Consider the following 14,861-nt stretch of genomic DNA (forward strand, 5'->3'; position numbering starts at 1 on the left):
CAAGAAGATGGTCGGTATTGTAATGTTTTTTGTCGCCTTGTTTGCACTGCTGCTAGGCTTTCCCGTCGCCTTTACCTTTGGCGGTATCGCATTGATTTTTGGTGTGTGGGCCGAAGGCATGGATATGTTTGCCTTTATGCCTTATCGCATCCAATCCATTATGGAAAACACGGTGCTCATGGCTGTGCCGTTATTTGTTTTTATGGGCTTGGTGCTGCAAAAGACGCGTCTGGCGGAGCAGTTGCTTGAGTCTATGGGGCGCTTATTTGGTGGCGTTCGCGGAGGTATCGCGATTTCCACCGTGCTGGTGGGAGCGTTGCTTGCGGCCTCTACTGGTGTCGTGGGGGCCTCGGTGGTGGCGATGGGGCTGATTTCACTGCCTGTGATGCTGAAATATAATTACGACAAGGGATTGGCCTGCGGCACCATCTGTGCGTCTGGCACACTAGGCCAGATCATTCCGCCCTCTATCGTGTTAATTTTGCTCGGTGATGTGTTGGGCGTACCTGTCGGCGATCTGTTTCAAGCGGCAGTATGGCCGGGGCTAGTCTTGGTTGGTGCGTACGTCATTTATATTTTGATTTACGCGAAACTCAACCCAGAGGCGGCGCAACCGATTCCAAGTGATGGCAGCATCAGCCGTAAGCAAGAAGTGATCACGGCGCTTAAAGCGGTGATCCCACCGTTGGCCTTAATTGTGGTCGTTCTTGGGTCTATTTTTGCTGGCGTGGCGACACCGACGGAGTCGGCAGCGCTTGGTGGCGCGGGTGCTATCGTTCTTGCTCTGCTTTATAAGCAATTTAGCTGGGGCATGGTGTATGACGCGGCAAAAGAGACGGTTAAAGTGACCGCGATGGTTTTTGCTATCTTGTTGGGTGCCACCGCTTTTTCGATGGCGTTCACCTATACCGGTGGTGACTACTTGGTCGAAGAGTGGATGCTACAAATTCCTGGCGAGAAATGGGGCTTTTTGATCATCACCATGCTGGTCATCTTGGTGTTGGGCTTTTTCATCGACTTCGTTGAAATCTGTTTCATCATCGTACCCATCATCGCGCCCGTGGCGGAGCTGTTAGGCATCAATATGACTTGGTTTGCTATCTTGATTGCGATGAACTTGCAGACCTCATTCTTAACACCGCCTTTTGGTTTCAGTCTCTTCTATCTCAAGGGCGTTGCGCCGAAAGGGGTCACCACCACGGATATCTACCGAGGCGTGGTGCCGTTTATTGCGATTCAAATCCTGGTACTGGCGTCGCTGTTGGTCTTCCCTCAATTTTACGGAATGTGATCACTCGATTACAGTTGATTAACAACTCCTGCTAAAGTGGAGGCCACCCAAATCGGGTGGCCTTTGTGTTAAATGGGGAGAAGGAATGCCGTTACAAGCCAAGCTGATTTTGCTTAGCCTTGTGCCTTTGCTTCTGGTGACGGCCATCACCAGTTGGATTTCAATTCATCAGGCGAAAACCCTAGGTGAGCAAGAAATTGAGATTTTTGAGAGTGGCTTAATCAAGTCAAAAGAGTCGGCGCTGAAAGACAGCGTGGATCTCGCGTTTGATGCGATCGCCTACATCTATAATGACCCTCATTTGCCGGAAGAGGTGGCCAAACAAGAGGTCAAATCTATCCTCAATAAGCTCCGCTATGGCAAAGACAAAGATGGCTATTTTTTTGCCTATGATGGCGAAGGGACCAACTTAGTCCACCCTGTGATGCCCCATCTTGTAGGCGAAAACCTTTACGATCTGCAAGATGAAAACGGCGACCACTTGATTGCTTCTTTATTGATGCAAGCGCGCAGCGGCGGCGGTTACCACCGCTATTTGTGGCAAAAACCGTCAACGGGGGAAAATGTCCCCAAGCTTAGCTACGCGGCTTGGCTGGATCGCTGGCAATGGATGATCGGCACTGGGGTGTACATCGAAGACATTACCCAAGAAGTGGCCAATTTGCGCTCTGAAGTGAACAAAAACATCGAAACGACCTTTTTTTCTGTGATTGTGATTGTGGTGGTCACGGTCGCGGTGATTGTTGTCATCACCTTGGCAGTCAATCTTCACGAGCACCGTTTGGCGGATAAAAGCTTGAAGGAGCTGGCACATAAAACGGTGATGTTTCAAGAGGATGAGAAGAAGCATCTTGCCCGAGAACTGCACGATGGCATCAACCAACTGTTGGTCTCTAGCAAGTGCCATCTTGAGCTGCTCGGAAATAAACTTGATGACGCCGTCCTTCAGCAATACGTCACTCAGTCGCAAAATTCGCTGCTGACGGCGATCAACGAGGTCAGACACATTTCTCACCAATTGCGCCCGAGCGCATTAGATGACATCGGCCTTGAGGCTGCTCTGAAAACCCTGCTGCACGATTTCAAACTGCACTCGGGGATTGATGTTGAAGCGTCGATCCACACTGAGAAAGGCAAGCTAAAATCAGAAGTGGCAACGACCTTGTATCGTATTGCTCAGGAGTCTTTGACCAACATCGAGAAACATGCACAGGCGAAAAACGTCACCCTAATATTGCAGCAGATGGGCAGCATGCTGCAGTTGATCATTAGAGATGACGGCGTCGGGTTTGATGTGACGTCCGCGTTGAGAAAAAACGGTATTGGACTGAGGAATATGCGCGAGCGCGTAGAATTTATTGGCGGAGAGATTGAAATCGAGAGTGACGCCGGGCTGGGTACTGAAATCACTGTCTTACTCGAACTGGAAGGATTAGTGTATGGATAAACCAATTGAAGTGGTGATCGTGGACGATCACCAAGTGGTGCTGGATGGATTCATCGCACGGTTAAAACAAGAGCCAGAGATTCGAGTAGTAGGCTGTGCCAGTAATGGTTTAGAAGCGATTGATGTGGTCAAGGCACTGAATCCAGATGTGGTTTTAATGGATGTCAGTATGCCGCTGATGAACGGCATTGATGCGACCCGCCTTATCAAAGAAGAAATGCCCGAGGTCAAAGTGCTGATGTTAACCATGCACGATAACCGCGAATACATCATGAAGGTGATGCAGGCTGGGGCGGTCGGCTACATGCTCAAAGAAATTTGTGCCACACGTATGGTGCAGGCTATCAAAACCGTCTATCAAGGCTCAACCTACTTCTGTGAATCAGTAACGCAAACCCTCTTTTCCCAAGAGGTGATTCCCGCCGCGCAAAAACCCAATCCATTGAGTCGCCGGGAAGAAGCGGTGCTTAAGTTGGTGGCACAAGGCAACAGCAGCAAAAAGATCGCGGCGCTGCTCAATATCAGTTTTCGAACCGTTGAGACCCACCGTCAAAACATCAAACATAAGCTCGATTTGCACAGTACCGCAGAATTGGCCAAGTATGCCGTTGAACACGGATTAGACGTTTAACGACCCTAATTAATCGTTACGACAAAAAGTCGCAATTGCCGATTGCATTACCACTTCGGTATAAGGCGTTTTCCTATTAATTCATGGAGCGCCAACGGCTGATGAACGCGCTAATCGATGCACTTTTTACACACGGTTACTATATTTGGGATGATTTTCTTTCAGAACACGAAGTGGCGGAGCTTCGTGATTGCCTACCGGACACCTGGAAAAAAGCACGCATTGGCCGCAATGAAGAGACGGTTCGCGCTGCCTCGATTCGAAGCGACAAAATTCACTGGTTGTCTCCTGCGATGGGCGAACCTGTTCAGGCTTACCTAGACAAGATGGAGCGTATTCGTCTGGCGGCCAACCAGCACTTTTTCCTCGGCCTCTTTGAATATGAAGCGCACTTTGCTAAGTATGAGCGCGGTGACTTTTATCAAAAGCATCTCGACAGCTTTAAAGGCAATGAAAACCGCCGCTTAACGACGGTGTTTTACATGAATGAAGAGTGGCATGAAGCCGACCAAGGCGAGTTAGTGATTTACGATCTCAACGATCAAATGATTGAGAAGGTCGCGCCGAAAGCGGGTCGCTTGCTGGTGTTTTTCTCTGAGCAATTTCCTCATGAGGTACTGCCCACCCAAGCGGAACGATACAGTATCGCTGGGTGGTTTCGAGTCAACGGCGTGCAGGGCAACCAGCTCGATATTGCGCGCTAACGCTACGGCCTCCGCGAGCGCCCTCAAAGGCAAAAGTGACAGTTTTCTCGGGTTAGACCGTACATGCCGGCACGACTCGCCAGGTGCTTATTGCCTTCTCTTAGCCCCATTTTATAGCCATCTAACAATCGGTCTTGACGCATGGTGAGGCGATTCACTTGAAACGTCTCATCAGGTGCGATGACTCTAATCTGCGTGCCTTTCGGTGGATTGCGGATAAAGTCGAGCGAGCGGTTGTAGTTCTCTGCTCTCACGGCCATCGCGTTGGCGATGGCGGGATATTTGGCCAGCAATCGCCTCATTAGCCAAGGATGTTTTGCTTTTGGCATTCGATAGCTCAGCGGGTGTGACAGAATCACAGTGATCTCTCTGGCGCCGCGTCGGTGCGCCTCTGCGACAGGGATCGAATCGGACACGCCGCCGTCTGTGTAGCAATTGCCAGAAAAGCAGGGCGTATGTTTGTACGCAATAGGCAGAGCGCAGGTCGCCTCAATCACTTGCTCTAAGTTATGCGGTTTGACCTGATAATAGTCCGCTTCTCCGGTATCAATATTGGTCGCGGCTGCAATCAGCGGCATGTTACCAAACATCATGGTTTCATTGATCGGATAACGACGGTTTGATTCGCGGATAAGCCAGCCGACATCGACCAAATTTCCCCCCTTTAAAAAGCGTCTCGGATCGTAAAAGCGACGGTCGGTGGCGAGTTGGGTGATGACATTAAAGCTGCGCTCGGGCTGTTTAGACAAGTAACCGATGAGATTGGTGGAGCCAGCCGACACACCAAGCGTAAAGTCGTAAGGGTAGTAGTCTTGGTGGATAAACGTATCCAATACGCCTGCGGCGAAGATTCCGCGCATCGCGCCGCCTTCCACAACCAGTGCTTTCATGCTTTCTCTCAACTCATTTCATTAAACAGGTCTTACCAGATTACGTAAATGGGTCGGTGTTGGTAAATCGTTTATGCAAATTGCTGGGATAGGTCAAATCGAACAACTGGATCAATTGTTTTAAACTATTAAATCAATAGATTTAAGCGGATTTACCGATTTACTCTGTGGCGATACATTAAACCTATCACGACAACGCACCGTAAGAAAAAGGGCGTAAGTCATTCTCAAACACTTCAGTTTTTTAATTACTTAAGTGGTTAGACACGTTGTTTTAGAGGGCAAAACTATGACATCACAAATTAATCTTATTGGTCTAGATAAAGACAAAGCACAGCAACTCGCCGTTGAGCTCAATGATCTTCTTGCACACTATCAAGTGCTTTACATGAATACCCGTGGTTACCACTGGAACATCAAAGGCCAGCAATTTTTTGAGCTGCATGTGAAATTCGAAGAGATCTACACTGATCTGCAAACCAAAATCGATGAATTGGCAGAGCGAATCTTGACGTTAGGTTTCACGCCAGACCACAGCTTCACCCAATACCTTGAAGGCAGTACGATTCAAGAGCACAAAAACGCGACACAAGGGAGCGAGTGTATCAAAGGTTTGGTTGACGGCTTCAGTGTGCTCCTGAGTAAACAACGCACGATCCTAGAGCAATCGGGTGACGCTGCGGATGAGGGCACGGCGGCACTGATGGGAGATTACATCCGTGAACAAGAGAAACTGCTATGGATGCTAAACGCGTATTTGCAATAATGGCACGGCTTTTACCCACCTATTTATGGGGCGCCGAGAAAAAACACTGAGGATATAACCAGTAAAATTTGACGGTTGATGATCATCGACTATACTGTATGTATAAACAGTCAAGGAGGTGGAATATGATATGGGAAACCATTGAACGCGTTAACCGCCTACGTCAAAAGGCGTTGTCAGACCCGGAGTTCATTCAATCAGCGAAGGAGCATGAGCAAGCCATTCGTCATCAAGATGAAAGCTATGAAGCTCGCGCCAAACGGAGCAAAAAATTGAAAGATAGAACTCTGGCCGATATTTACAAGCAAGTCGACTTTGCACCGGATCCCGAAGGTCGGCAACATTAAAGCCTTGCTCCAATCGTCATTTTTCTGTTTAACCTAACTCTAAGCAGCCCACTCGGGCTGCTTTTTCGTTCAGGCTTTTTCGTTGAGGTAAGATGGGTGGCAAAAAAAGAAGGTCGCATCACGCGACCCGATCACAGGAAGTCAACAATGTCAGTCGACAAAGCATATCAACATGGAGTTTTCTCATCCCTAGACAACTTACATCTAAAGTTTAGTTGAAGATGTGGGAATGAACAGAGTGTGAATTGAATTAATGCTAAGTGGAAAACGAGAGCAGCGTCGCGGCTCAGCGTAAACAGAGCGGGTGGTTATGGGTGCGGCAAGGTCTCATAAATCAAGGGTAAAGGTTCCTATTTATCTGCCGATAACTATACTAGTTAGAGTGGGTTAAGGCCGAAATAGGAGCCAGCCATGAACGACATGGAACAAAAAAGACAATACTATCGCTTAAAATATCCTCGCCGAGCGAGACCAAGTGTGCGCTTTTCTGATGAGCGTTTTCACGTCACTGAGGTCTCGGAAGGGGGGATTCGTGTCGTGATGAATAATTTTACCTCGGTATATAAGGGACTATCGCTTGCCGGTATTCTGGATCTACACTGCGACAACCAAGTAGCCATTGAGGGAGCCGTGCTGCGTATTGATGGTGGAGAGGTCGTCCTTAAACTGAAAAAAGGGCCGACATTTAAACATATGGTGCAAGAGCAGCGTCACATCAAAAATACCTATCCTACCTATTTTGAGCGTTTAAAAACCATCGAAGCGGCGTGATGGTTTCACGCCTTACTCAGCGTGTCGCCACCCTGTTAAAGCGTCGTTATTTCGTTAGGTGATGGCTATACACCCCACGCGTTCGCTGCTAATGTCTAGCCACGAGAACGCAAAACCTTTGGAGTGCGACATTGCACGGATTGCCTCAAGATCCCCATTCTCTTTTTGATGTGCCTCACGAGCGCCGAACGCGCACCTCTGATGTCATCCTCGCGTTAGCAGAACAAGCCAGTCAATCGACCATTACCTTGCGTAGCTTGACGCAACGCTTTGGCGATCGCACCTTCGGCTTGTTTTTGGTGCTGATGGCCATTTTTAGCATCGTGCCGTTTGTCTCTCTGTTTGCAGGGCTCACCATCATCGTTTTGGGCTTACAGATGGTGGCAGGGCGACGTCGTGCTTGGCTTCCAGATTGGATTCTTGATCGTGCGATGCCCGCCGCTGCGGTCAAAAAAGCACTGTTAACCTTTGAGCCTAAAGTGCGAGCGATAGAGCGCTACATCCGCCCACGATGGCGATTTACCGAAGCGCCCATTGTCGATCGATTGAACGGCAGTATTGTGGCTGTATTAGGAGTGATTATTGCGATCCCGGTACCCTTGGCGAATTTGGCGCCTGCCCTGGTGGTGATCTTTATGGGGCTGGGTTTGCTTGAGCGTGATGGCTTAGTGCAAATGGTTGCCTTACTTCTCGGGCTACTGGCGATGACGACCATGGGGTATTGGCTATTTATTCATTAACGCCAGAATGAGAGAAACGCATCACACGAATCTATTGACACTGTTTGATAATCAAACTAAATTAACAGTCAAATAGTTTGAAGGTCAAAGTAATATGCGGTCATCATCTTGCCAATCTCACGGTTTTTCCAGCCACAATCATCAAGGGGAAACCCGCACTTTCTATGTCTTACTGCTGACGGTCGTCACCATGGTGGTGGAAATCGTTGCAGGGACAGTCTATGGCTCGATGGCTTTGCTGGCGGACGGATGGCACATGGGTACTCATGCCGCCGCATTTTGCATCACGCTATTTGCCTATCGCTATGCGAAAAGGCATGCCAATAGTGGTCGTTTCTCGTTTGGTACCGGTAAGGTCGGCGTGCTCGGTGGTTACACTAGCGCCATTGCTCTGGGCATTGTTGCGCTACTGATGGTAGTGGAATCGGTTCATCGTTTGATCAATCCTCAACCGATTCAGTTTAATGAGGCAATCTTGGTCGCGGTAATAGGTTTAGTGGTCAATCTTGCCAGTATGGTGTTGTTGGGCGATCATCATCACGACCATCACGACCATCACGACCATCACGACCATCACGACCATCACGACCATCACGACCATCATCATGACCACAATTTGCGCGCCGCCTACTTACACGTGTTGACCGACGCCTTGACCTCTATTCTTGCCATTGTGGCGCTGCTGTTTGGTAAATTCTATGGTTGGCATTGGCTTGATGCCTTGATGGGTATCGTCGGAGCCTTGGTGATCACCAAATGGACGCTCTCCTTGATTCATCAAACCAGCCCAATCTTACTTGATGAAAGCATCGATGATCACTACCTGGATGAGGTTGAGTCAGAGCTGGTGCGTCACGGTGAAGTGGTGGACTTACATGTTTGGAAAATCAGTGGCCATCATCACAGTGCCGCGATCACACTCAGGGTCTCTAACGGGCAGACGGCTGAAGAGATCAAGCAGCATTTAGAGAAGTTTGATAAGATTCATCACCTAACGTTAGAAGTACAGTATGAGCCGCAATGAACACGTTATCGCAACTCAATCACGCACTGACTGAATTTTATGACAAACTGTCATCTTGGGAGCAGTCGGTCGTCAAAGAGACGGGGTATAGCTTAGCCCAAGTGCATACCATTGAAACCTTGGGGGTTAATGGGCCCTTGCGCATGAAAGAACTGGCGCAAAAACTTGGAATCACAACGGGGACGCTAACCGTGCAAATCGATAAGTTGGTCAACGCAGATCTGATTGAGCGATGCCCGCACCCTGACGACCGCCGAGCGATTGTGGTTCGTTTGACCGAGCAAGGGCAAGAGATTCATCAGCGCCACAATCAGCTTCATCTTGAATTGGTGAACGAATTGACTCAAGGACTCGAGGCCCAACAAATTGAGACGTTGCTTCAGTGCGTTAATGCGATGAATGATCAGTTTTGAACGCTGAGCGACGGTGAAGATTGCGCCATAAGCTTCATCCTACAGAAGTTTTCCACGCCACTTCGGGAATCGGCTTGGGTGCCTCTTCGAGGTCGGTTTCATCGCTGCACACAGTGCCCTATCGGAATCCGGGTTTGCTGGCAGCCGTTAATTTCGGTGATGGTTTGCACTGGAACCGCATCCCATTGGGTTTTGCTATCAAGAGGCTCGGAGGCTAGGGCCATATTCCCATCCAAACAGCGGATAAAGACCGTCGGCGCGAACGGCGTTGTCAAATAAGCCGTTTTTGATCATCAAGAGAAAAATCAGTTCAATATTGGTGGAACCGCGTTTAAGCAGGTTGAGTGATTTAGGCAGCAAACGCTCAAGCATGAACTTAACCTGTTTATAGCCGCCGATTTGACCATTGTGAAGGAACATCCAATGATCGACGATAAAAGGATGACAATTGGGTCAAAAAATGAGCCCAAAGTATCGTGACTCTGGACTCATTTTTAAGTCTACGGTTGTGTAACCAGACTAAACTTTGAAGTTGCCCACGAGATCGTGAACGTGCTCTCCGGAAACAGCCAATGAAGAACTTATTTGCTCAGCACGTTGTAAATCAGCACTTAGCTCTTCAACGATGTGCTGAATCGCGACGAGGTTTTGATTAATATCTTCCGCAACGGCGCTTTGCTCCTCAGCGGCGGCGGCGGTTTGTATCCCCATATCATGAATCGTGCGGACTGACGTTTCAATGCCACCCAAGCGTTGCTGGATTACAGAAGAATCTTGTACCGTTTTTTCTCCACGTTGCTGGCTGGCCGACATTGTTGAGACCGCTTTTTTAACGCCATTTTGTAGCGCTCTGAGCATCTCATTAATCTCTTCTGTACTTGATTGCGTTCGACTCGCCAATGAACGGACTTCGTCTGCCACGACAGCAAAACCACGACCTTGTTCGCCTGCTCGCGCCGCTTCGATAGCTGCGTTCAGTGCCAACAAGTTGGTTTGTTCTGCGATGCCGCCAATCACTTCTATCACACTGGTGATTTGATGGGTTTGATCGCTCAAAGACTCGATGGCATCAGAGGCAATATTCACCTCTGCAACTAATTCGTTGATGCTCCTCATCGCTTCAGCCACCTCTTGCTGGGCATCTTGAATTTGTTGATTTGCTTCGTTTATCGAGTCAGAGGTAAGGTTAGTGTTGTTCGCGACTTCACGAGAGGTCGCGGCCATTTCCGTTACTGCCGTGACGACTTTTTCCGTTTCTTGACTGTGATGTTGCATTGTTTGGCTCGACTTTGAGGTATGAGCATCTAAATCGTGGGCTGCTTGCATCACGGAAACAGAACTGTTTTGAATATCTTTAATTAGTGGCTGCATTTTATCCATAAAGGTGTTGAACGCTTGACCTAGCTGAGCAACCTCATCGTGTCCTTTCGTTTCCAAACGGCGGGTTAAATCACCACCCCCCTGTGCTACGTCATGAAGTCGTTGAGCCATATTGGTCAGTGGTAACAAGCTTTTGCTCACAACCAAACTGATAATAATAATAGTGATAATAAGACCTAACACTGAAACCATAACGGCAAAGCCGATATCTGACATTATGTTCGCTTCACGTTCGACACGATATTGAGCCACGAGCTGATCGACGTCGTCGATATAAATCCCTGTACCCAATACCCAGTCCCATTTGGGTAGGTGCTCCGCGTAACCTAATTTTGGTGCTTGTGCATCAATGGATGGCTTATGCCAAGAGAAGTAAAGAAAGCCGTCACCTTTTTGAGATGCGTCGATAAGTCCAGCAATGACGGGGACGCCATTATCATCTTTTAAATCATAGAGATTCTTGCCTTCTAACGATGGCTTGATGGCGTGCATCGTGTTAACGCCTTGGGAGTTGTAGGCGAAGAAGTAACCATCATCCGCAAAACGCATACTTTCAAGAATGTGTTTTGCTTGCGGAATATTTTCACCATTTTTATCACTCTCATAGAGAGATTGAATTGCCGTGCGCCCCATCAATAGATACGCTTTTAGCTCATCTTGACGAGACTCAATGAGTTCCTGACGATACAGTTTGGATTGCTCCTCAAGATCTCGGACGCCATTCCAATAGAAGATCCCAGTCACTAAAACAGTAATCAGTACGAGGGGAATAATAGTAATTGACAGCAATTTCCCGCGACTTTTTAAATGCATAACCATGCTCCACATTATTTTTTTGATGCTGGCTTGAGATGTAGGGGGAACCAGCGTTATTGTTGTAATTCGTTTGTTAATGTAGCGATTATTTTTCTGATGGTATATGAGAGAGTAAGCAAAGCTTTGCAGGGCTCACAAACCGCTACCCGGATCGGGCAATTGCAACGTATTGAGTATCACCTCATAGCGTCCGGAGCGATGCAGTTGCTCAAGCCCTTGATTGAACTTTTCAACTATGAGCCTGCTTTGGGGATGCCGTTTTGAAATCATCAGGTGGTAACGACGCTCTTCAGTCGGAAAACGAGATTTGGCAATTCGAGTCATTTCTTCACCATCGAGCAGGGCCTGCATGAAGTAGCGACCCACGTGCTCTTCTAAAGAGATCACTTCGATGCGTCTATACAGTAGCCGTCTGAATAAATCTTCGTAGGTGCCCACTCGCACGATGGTTAGACGCTGCTCTGCCTCCATTTTCTCTAATAACGGATAGCTAACATGCATCGGTGCCCCAAGGATCGTACCTTCCAACGCTTCCATATTGGGATAGCTTTCTTGGTAACCGTCGAGAAAATAGAGGTAGTCATGGCTCTCAATGATTGGGTCACTGAAGACAAAGTCATCATCACGCTGAAGTGTCCAAACCCAAGGAAATGTGCCTATCCATATGTTGTTCATTACTTGAGTTTGTTTGTAGGCTCTCGGCCACGGGAAAAAGGCGAACGTCACCTCTATATCTACTTGCGCAAAGGCTTCTGTGACGATTTGACTGGCGATACCGTGATGTTGAAGAGACTCTGAGGTATAAGGCGGAAACTCACCAATGGCGAGGGCAACTTCTCGTATCGAGTCGTGCGCGTAGACAGAAGGAGTGAGCAGCAACCCACATAGCCAAACCCATTGCCAACCTCTCAACATGGTTTCCCTCCGTGACGTGTTGTCCTCTGCCCACAGAGCGGAATATAAGTGGGACTAGGTTCATATCAATAAGCGTAGAGCAATACTACGCTTTGCATATGATACGTCAATAATGAGGAGCGAAAAGTGGTAATGAGAGTTGACCGTAAAGCGGGAAAATAAAACGAGCTAGCCAAAAGAGGGCTAGCTCGTTGACCTGTGGATAGTACAACGCACAGTATCGTCAAATGGCTAGTTGTCTTTGGTTGTCTACCAAGACGATGCAACCATAGCATAAAAGATATAATAATACATGTGACATTTTTTCTCTGAATGTGACAAGTCAGGAGCGACGAAGTGTTTGATCGGCTTCAATATCCTGAATGAACCCTAAACGAAGCCGCCTTTTCACGCTGTCATCAAACTGGGTGTGGATCCAAGTCGTAACGAGTTCCGCTGCTTTGACTCTGTCGGTCGTTAATGCACCAAGAGCGAGTATGTTGGTATCGTTATGCTCACGGGACTGCTTGACCGTGTAGCCATCACTGCCCAAGACTGCGCGAATACCATTGACCTTGTTCGCGCAAATAGACATGCCCACTCCCGTACCACAGATGAGAATGCCAAAACGAGCGTCACCTTGCTTTACATACTGGCATGCTTCAACGGCATAAAAAGCCGAATGGGTGATTTCCTTAGTATCGCTGCCAAGATCAATGACTTCATGACCTAATTGAGAGAGATGCGCGACGAGATGACGTTTTAAATCGACCCCATTGTGATCGTTGGCGATGACCAGTTTCATGCTTGCTCCTGCGTTAATACGTTGTCGAGACAGTGCTTGGCGAAGCGCGGCAGTATACTCGTCGCTAGCGGTGTTTGACAGGTCTTGGTTTGCAGGTCACTGCAGAGTTTATCGCCCAGTTGTGTGTTTAAGTCTGCGATCATGTCGTTCATGATAGCGGCAGAAAACTCAGGATGAAATTGTACGCCCCAGGTGTTGTCGCCCACGCGAAAAGCATGGTGAGGATCCATTTTGCTGGCGGCAAGTCGGTGAGCACCAACAGGCAGTGTGAGCACCGATTGGTAGTGGATGGCTTGAGCAGGAAAGGTATCCGGTAGGGAAGAAAAGATTGGATCGTGCTCTGGGTGTTTAGATATTTCCACCGTGCCTAGCTCCAATCCTTGGGGATTAACATCCACCTTGCCACCCAGAGCATGGGCGATCAGCTGATGGCCAAAACAGATACCGAGCATCGGTATGTGCTGCTGATGCAGCGCTCGAATATGCTGACTCAGTGATGTCATCCATGCCGTCTGCTCGGTCACCATCGACAACGATCCCATAATGATCATACCCGCTAATTCATCATAAGGTGGAAAGAGGCCGTGGATACCATCATGAAAGCGAATGGGCAGGGGTGTGGTTCCAATCGCCTCTTGAGCCCAAAGTTCAAAATCACCATATTTTTCGAGCTGATTTTGGGGCGCAGAACCGACGTTGACGATAAGCAGTGATTTCATAGTGGTGGACTCTCTTCCTTGGTCATGGATGTAATCTAGAGAATTTACTGGTTAGACGCAATGTCTTGCTGGTGACTACTGAAACCACTGGCGCAGCTTACCAACCCGTTGAATGATCAAAGCGTCTATGGCCAACACAACCAAGATGGTCATCCCGCCGAGCGGAAAGAGTAGCCCAATGATGAACAGTGTCACTAGCCCAACCTTCCAAACTCGATCACTTTGAAAGGTTGGTGGTACACCTAATCGAGCGCGTTGAGGGCGGCGTATCCACCACATCATCGTGCCTGAAACACAGAGAAACAGCGTAATAAGGCAAAACAAAACATTGAATACCTTGTTCCACAACCCGACATCGCCTTGATGAAGTGACACACTAGCTGCCATCCATTTGGCAAATATGGTGTAGTCTTGCCACGTTACATCGAGAACGGGCGTCCCGGAGTATTGATCGAGATGGAGTGTCCGGTCTTGGCGAGGGTCAAAATTGTCGCCATTCATCGAATTGGCAGCAATCGTGTAAACGCCTTTTTCACTAAGTGGCAGATAAACATGGTAGCGAGTAAAGCCGAGTTGATGTGCCTGCTCGACCACCTCGTCGAGCGTAATACTACCAAGATGAGAGTGTGTCGCCGCTGGCATCTGGGTGGTCATATTGGTGTGATCGTGGGTTGGACCCTCCTCAGATTGAGGAAGTGGGGTTTGTTCAAGATTCCACGGCATCTGTTTGTGGCCAGTTGGGTTTAAGTCTTGATGCGTAAGCTGAGAATTCGGCTTTTCTCCCCATGTGTAGTAGGTGGGAAAGGTGTTCCAAGCTTGCGTTAATTTGGCGCCCCAAATCCCAGTCCAGGCGAGACCTGAAATTAAGAAAAACAGCAACACAAGTGACAACACACCGCCCAAGTTGGCATGTAAGTCACGTAACAAGACTCGACGGCCTTGACCCAAGCGAAGCGTTAGAAAACCGGCTCGTCTTGCATGATCATTTGGCCACCACAAGGCCACGCCCGTCACAACCAATAAGATGCCTAAGCTAGCAGCGATCTCTAGCAGTCGATCGCCGACGTCACCGATCAGCAGGTTTGCATGTATGCGGTTTGCCCATTGGTACACGCTCCGGTTGCGTTCAATCGTACCTTGCAGTGTGCCTGAGTATGGATTCACTGCGACTATTAATGAGCGACCATCTTGTGTTTCAAGCGAATAACGATTGACGGTATCGT

Annotated in this window: 17 protein-coding genes; 10 read left to right on the top strand and 7 right to left on the bottom strand. The window is 48.4% G+C overall.

All coding sequences use genetic code 11. The features are described from left to right. Positions 1-7 precede the first annotated feature (7 nt). From AC6R03_RS05655 to AC6R03_RS05670, 4 genes are all read left to right on the top strand, one after another. Positions 8-1,291 (top strand): TRAP transporter large permease, encoded by a 1,284-nt coding sequence (locus AC6R03_RS05655; protein WP_334552395.1) that lies wholly within the window; start codon positions 8-10, stop codon positions 1,289-1,291. An 85-nt stretch (positions 1,292-1,376) separates the two neighbouring features. Next, positions 1,377-2,738, top strand: coding sequence for a cache domain-containing protein (locus AC6R03_RS05660; protein ID WP_334552394.1), 1,362 nt, complete (start codon positions 1,377-1,379; stop codon positions 2,736-2,738). Continuing rightward, positions 2,731-3,369, top strand: coding sequence for a response regulator (locus tag AC6R03_RS05665; RefSeq protein ID WP_334552393.1), 639 nt, complete (start codon positions 2,731-2,733; stop codon positions 3,367-3,369). The genes AC6R03_RS05660 and AC6R03_RS05665 overlap by 8 nt, the downstream gene beginning before the upstream one ends. A gap of 101 nt (positions 3,370-3,470) precedes the next feature. Further along, on the top strand, positions 3,471-4,073 hold the full coding sequence (locus tag AC6R03_RS05670) for a 2OG-Fe(II) oxygenase (RefSeq protein ID WP_500630431.1): 603 nt from the start codon (positions 3,471-3,473) through the stop codon (positions 4,071-4,073). 23 nt (positions 4,074-4,096) lie between these two features. On the opposite strand, the gene AC6R03_RS05675 is transcribed toward AC6R03_RS05670, so the two are convergent. Then, the gene (locus AC6R03_RS05675; protein ID WP_500630432.1) at positions 4,097-4,963 is read right to left on the bottom strand and encodes a patatin-like phospholipase family protein; all 867 of its coding nucleotides are present in this window, start codon (positions 4,961-4,963) and stop codon (positions 4,097-4,099) included. A 289-nt stretch (positions 4,964-5,252) separates the two neighbouring features. Here AC6R03_RS05675 and AC6R03_RS05680 point away from each other — a divergent pair, with 289 nt between their 5' ends. From AC6R03_RS05680 to AC6R03_RS05705, 6 genes are all read left to right on the top strand, one after another. Then, entirely contained in the window at positions 5,253-5,729 is a 477-nt protein-coding gene (locus AC6R03_RS05680; protein ID WP_500630433.1) for a Dps family protein, read from the top strand. Between the two features lie 125 nt (positions 5,730-5,854). Further along, on the top strand, positions 5,855-6,076 hold the full coding sequence (locus AC6R03_RS05685; protein WP_334552389.1) for a hypothetical protein: 222 nt from the start codon (positions 5,855-5,857) through the stop codon (positions 6,074-6,076). A gap of 411 nt (positions 6,077-6,487) precedes the next feature. Next, complete coding sequence (locus tag AC6R03_RS05690) at positions 6,488-6,847, top strand: PilZ domain-containing protein (RefSeq protein ID WP_487901231.1); 360 nt, start codon at positions 6,488-6,490, stop codon at positions 6,845-6,847. Positions 6,848-6,978: 131 nt separating this feature from the next. Continuing rightward, on the top strand, positions 6,979-7,587 hold the full coding sequence (locus AC6R03_RS05695) for an exopolysaccharide biosynthesis protein (RefSeq protein ID WP_500630434.1): 609 nt from the start codon (positions 6,979-6,981) through the stop codon (positions 7,585-7,587). Positions 7,588-7,681: 94 nt separating this feature from the next. Continuing rightward, on the top strand, positions 7,682-8,611 hold the full coding sequence (gene dmeF, locus AC6R03_RS05700) for a CDF family Co(II)/Ni(II) efflux transporter DmeF (RefSeq protein WP_500630435.1): 930 nt from the start codon (positions 7,682-7,684) through the stop codon (positions 8,609-8,611). After that, the gene (locus AC6R03_RS05705) at positions 8,608-9,024 is read left to right on the top strand and encodes a MarR family winged helix-turn-helix transcriptional regulator (protein ID WP_500629752.1); all 417 of its coding nucleotides are present in this window, start codon (positions 8,608-8,610) and stop codon (positions 9,022-9,024) included. Before dmeF ends, AC6R03_RS05705 begins: the two co-directional genes overlap by 4 nt. Before the next feature lie 198 nt (positions 9,025-9,222). Here AC6R03_RS05705 and AC6R03_RS05710 read toward each other — a convergent pair whose 3' ends face one another. From AC6R03_RS05710 to AC6R03_RS05735, 6 genes are all read right to left on the bottom strand, one after another. Further along, positions 9,223-9,444: a hypothetical protein gene (locus tag AC6R03_RS05710; RefSeq protein WP_500630436.1), complete on the bottom strand. Its 222-nt coding sequence runs from the start codon at positions 9,442-9,444 to the stop codon at positions 9,223-9,225. Positions 9,445-9,543: 99 nt separating this feature from the next. Then, complete coding sequence (locus tag AC6R03_RS05715) at positions 9,544-11,217, bottom strand: methyl-accepting chemotaxis protein (protein ID WP_500630437.1); 1,674 nt, start codon at positions 11,215-11,217, stop codon at positions 9,544-9,546. A gap of 135 nt (positions 11,218-11,352) precedes the next feature. Then, positions 11,353-12,135: a substrate-binding periplasmic protein gene (locus AC6R03_RS05720; RefSeq protein ID WP_500630438.1), complete on the bottom strand. Its 783-nt coding sequence runs from the start codon at positions 12,133-12,135 to the stop codon at positions 11,353-11,355. Positions 12,136-12,457: 322 nt separating this feature from the next. Continuing rightward, positions 12,458-12,919 (bottom strand): RpiB/LacA/LacB family sugar-phosphate isomerase, encoded by a 462-nt coding sequence (locus tag AC6R03_RS05725; RefSeq protein ID WP_500629748.1) that lies wholly within the window; start codon positions 12,917-12,919, stop codon positions 12,458-12,460. After that, positions 12,916-13,638 (bottom strand): glutamine amidotransferase, encoded by a 723-nt coding sequence (locus AC6R03_RS05730; RefSeq protein WP_500629747.1) that lies wholly within the window; start codon positions 13,636-13,638, stop codon positions 12,916-12,918. Before AC6R03_RS05730 ends, AC6R03_RS05725 begins: the two co-directional genes overlap by 4 nt. A 75-nt stretch (positions 13,639-13,713) precedes the next feature. Continuing rightward, on the bottom strand, positions 13,714-14,861 hold a 1,148-nt coding region (locus tag AC6R03_RS05735), incomplete at its 5' end, for a PepSY-associated TM helix domain-containing protein (RefSeq protein WP_500653643.1).

The organism is Vibrio sp. R10-SG-ISO4 (genome assembly GCF_059834135.1).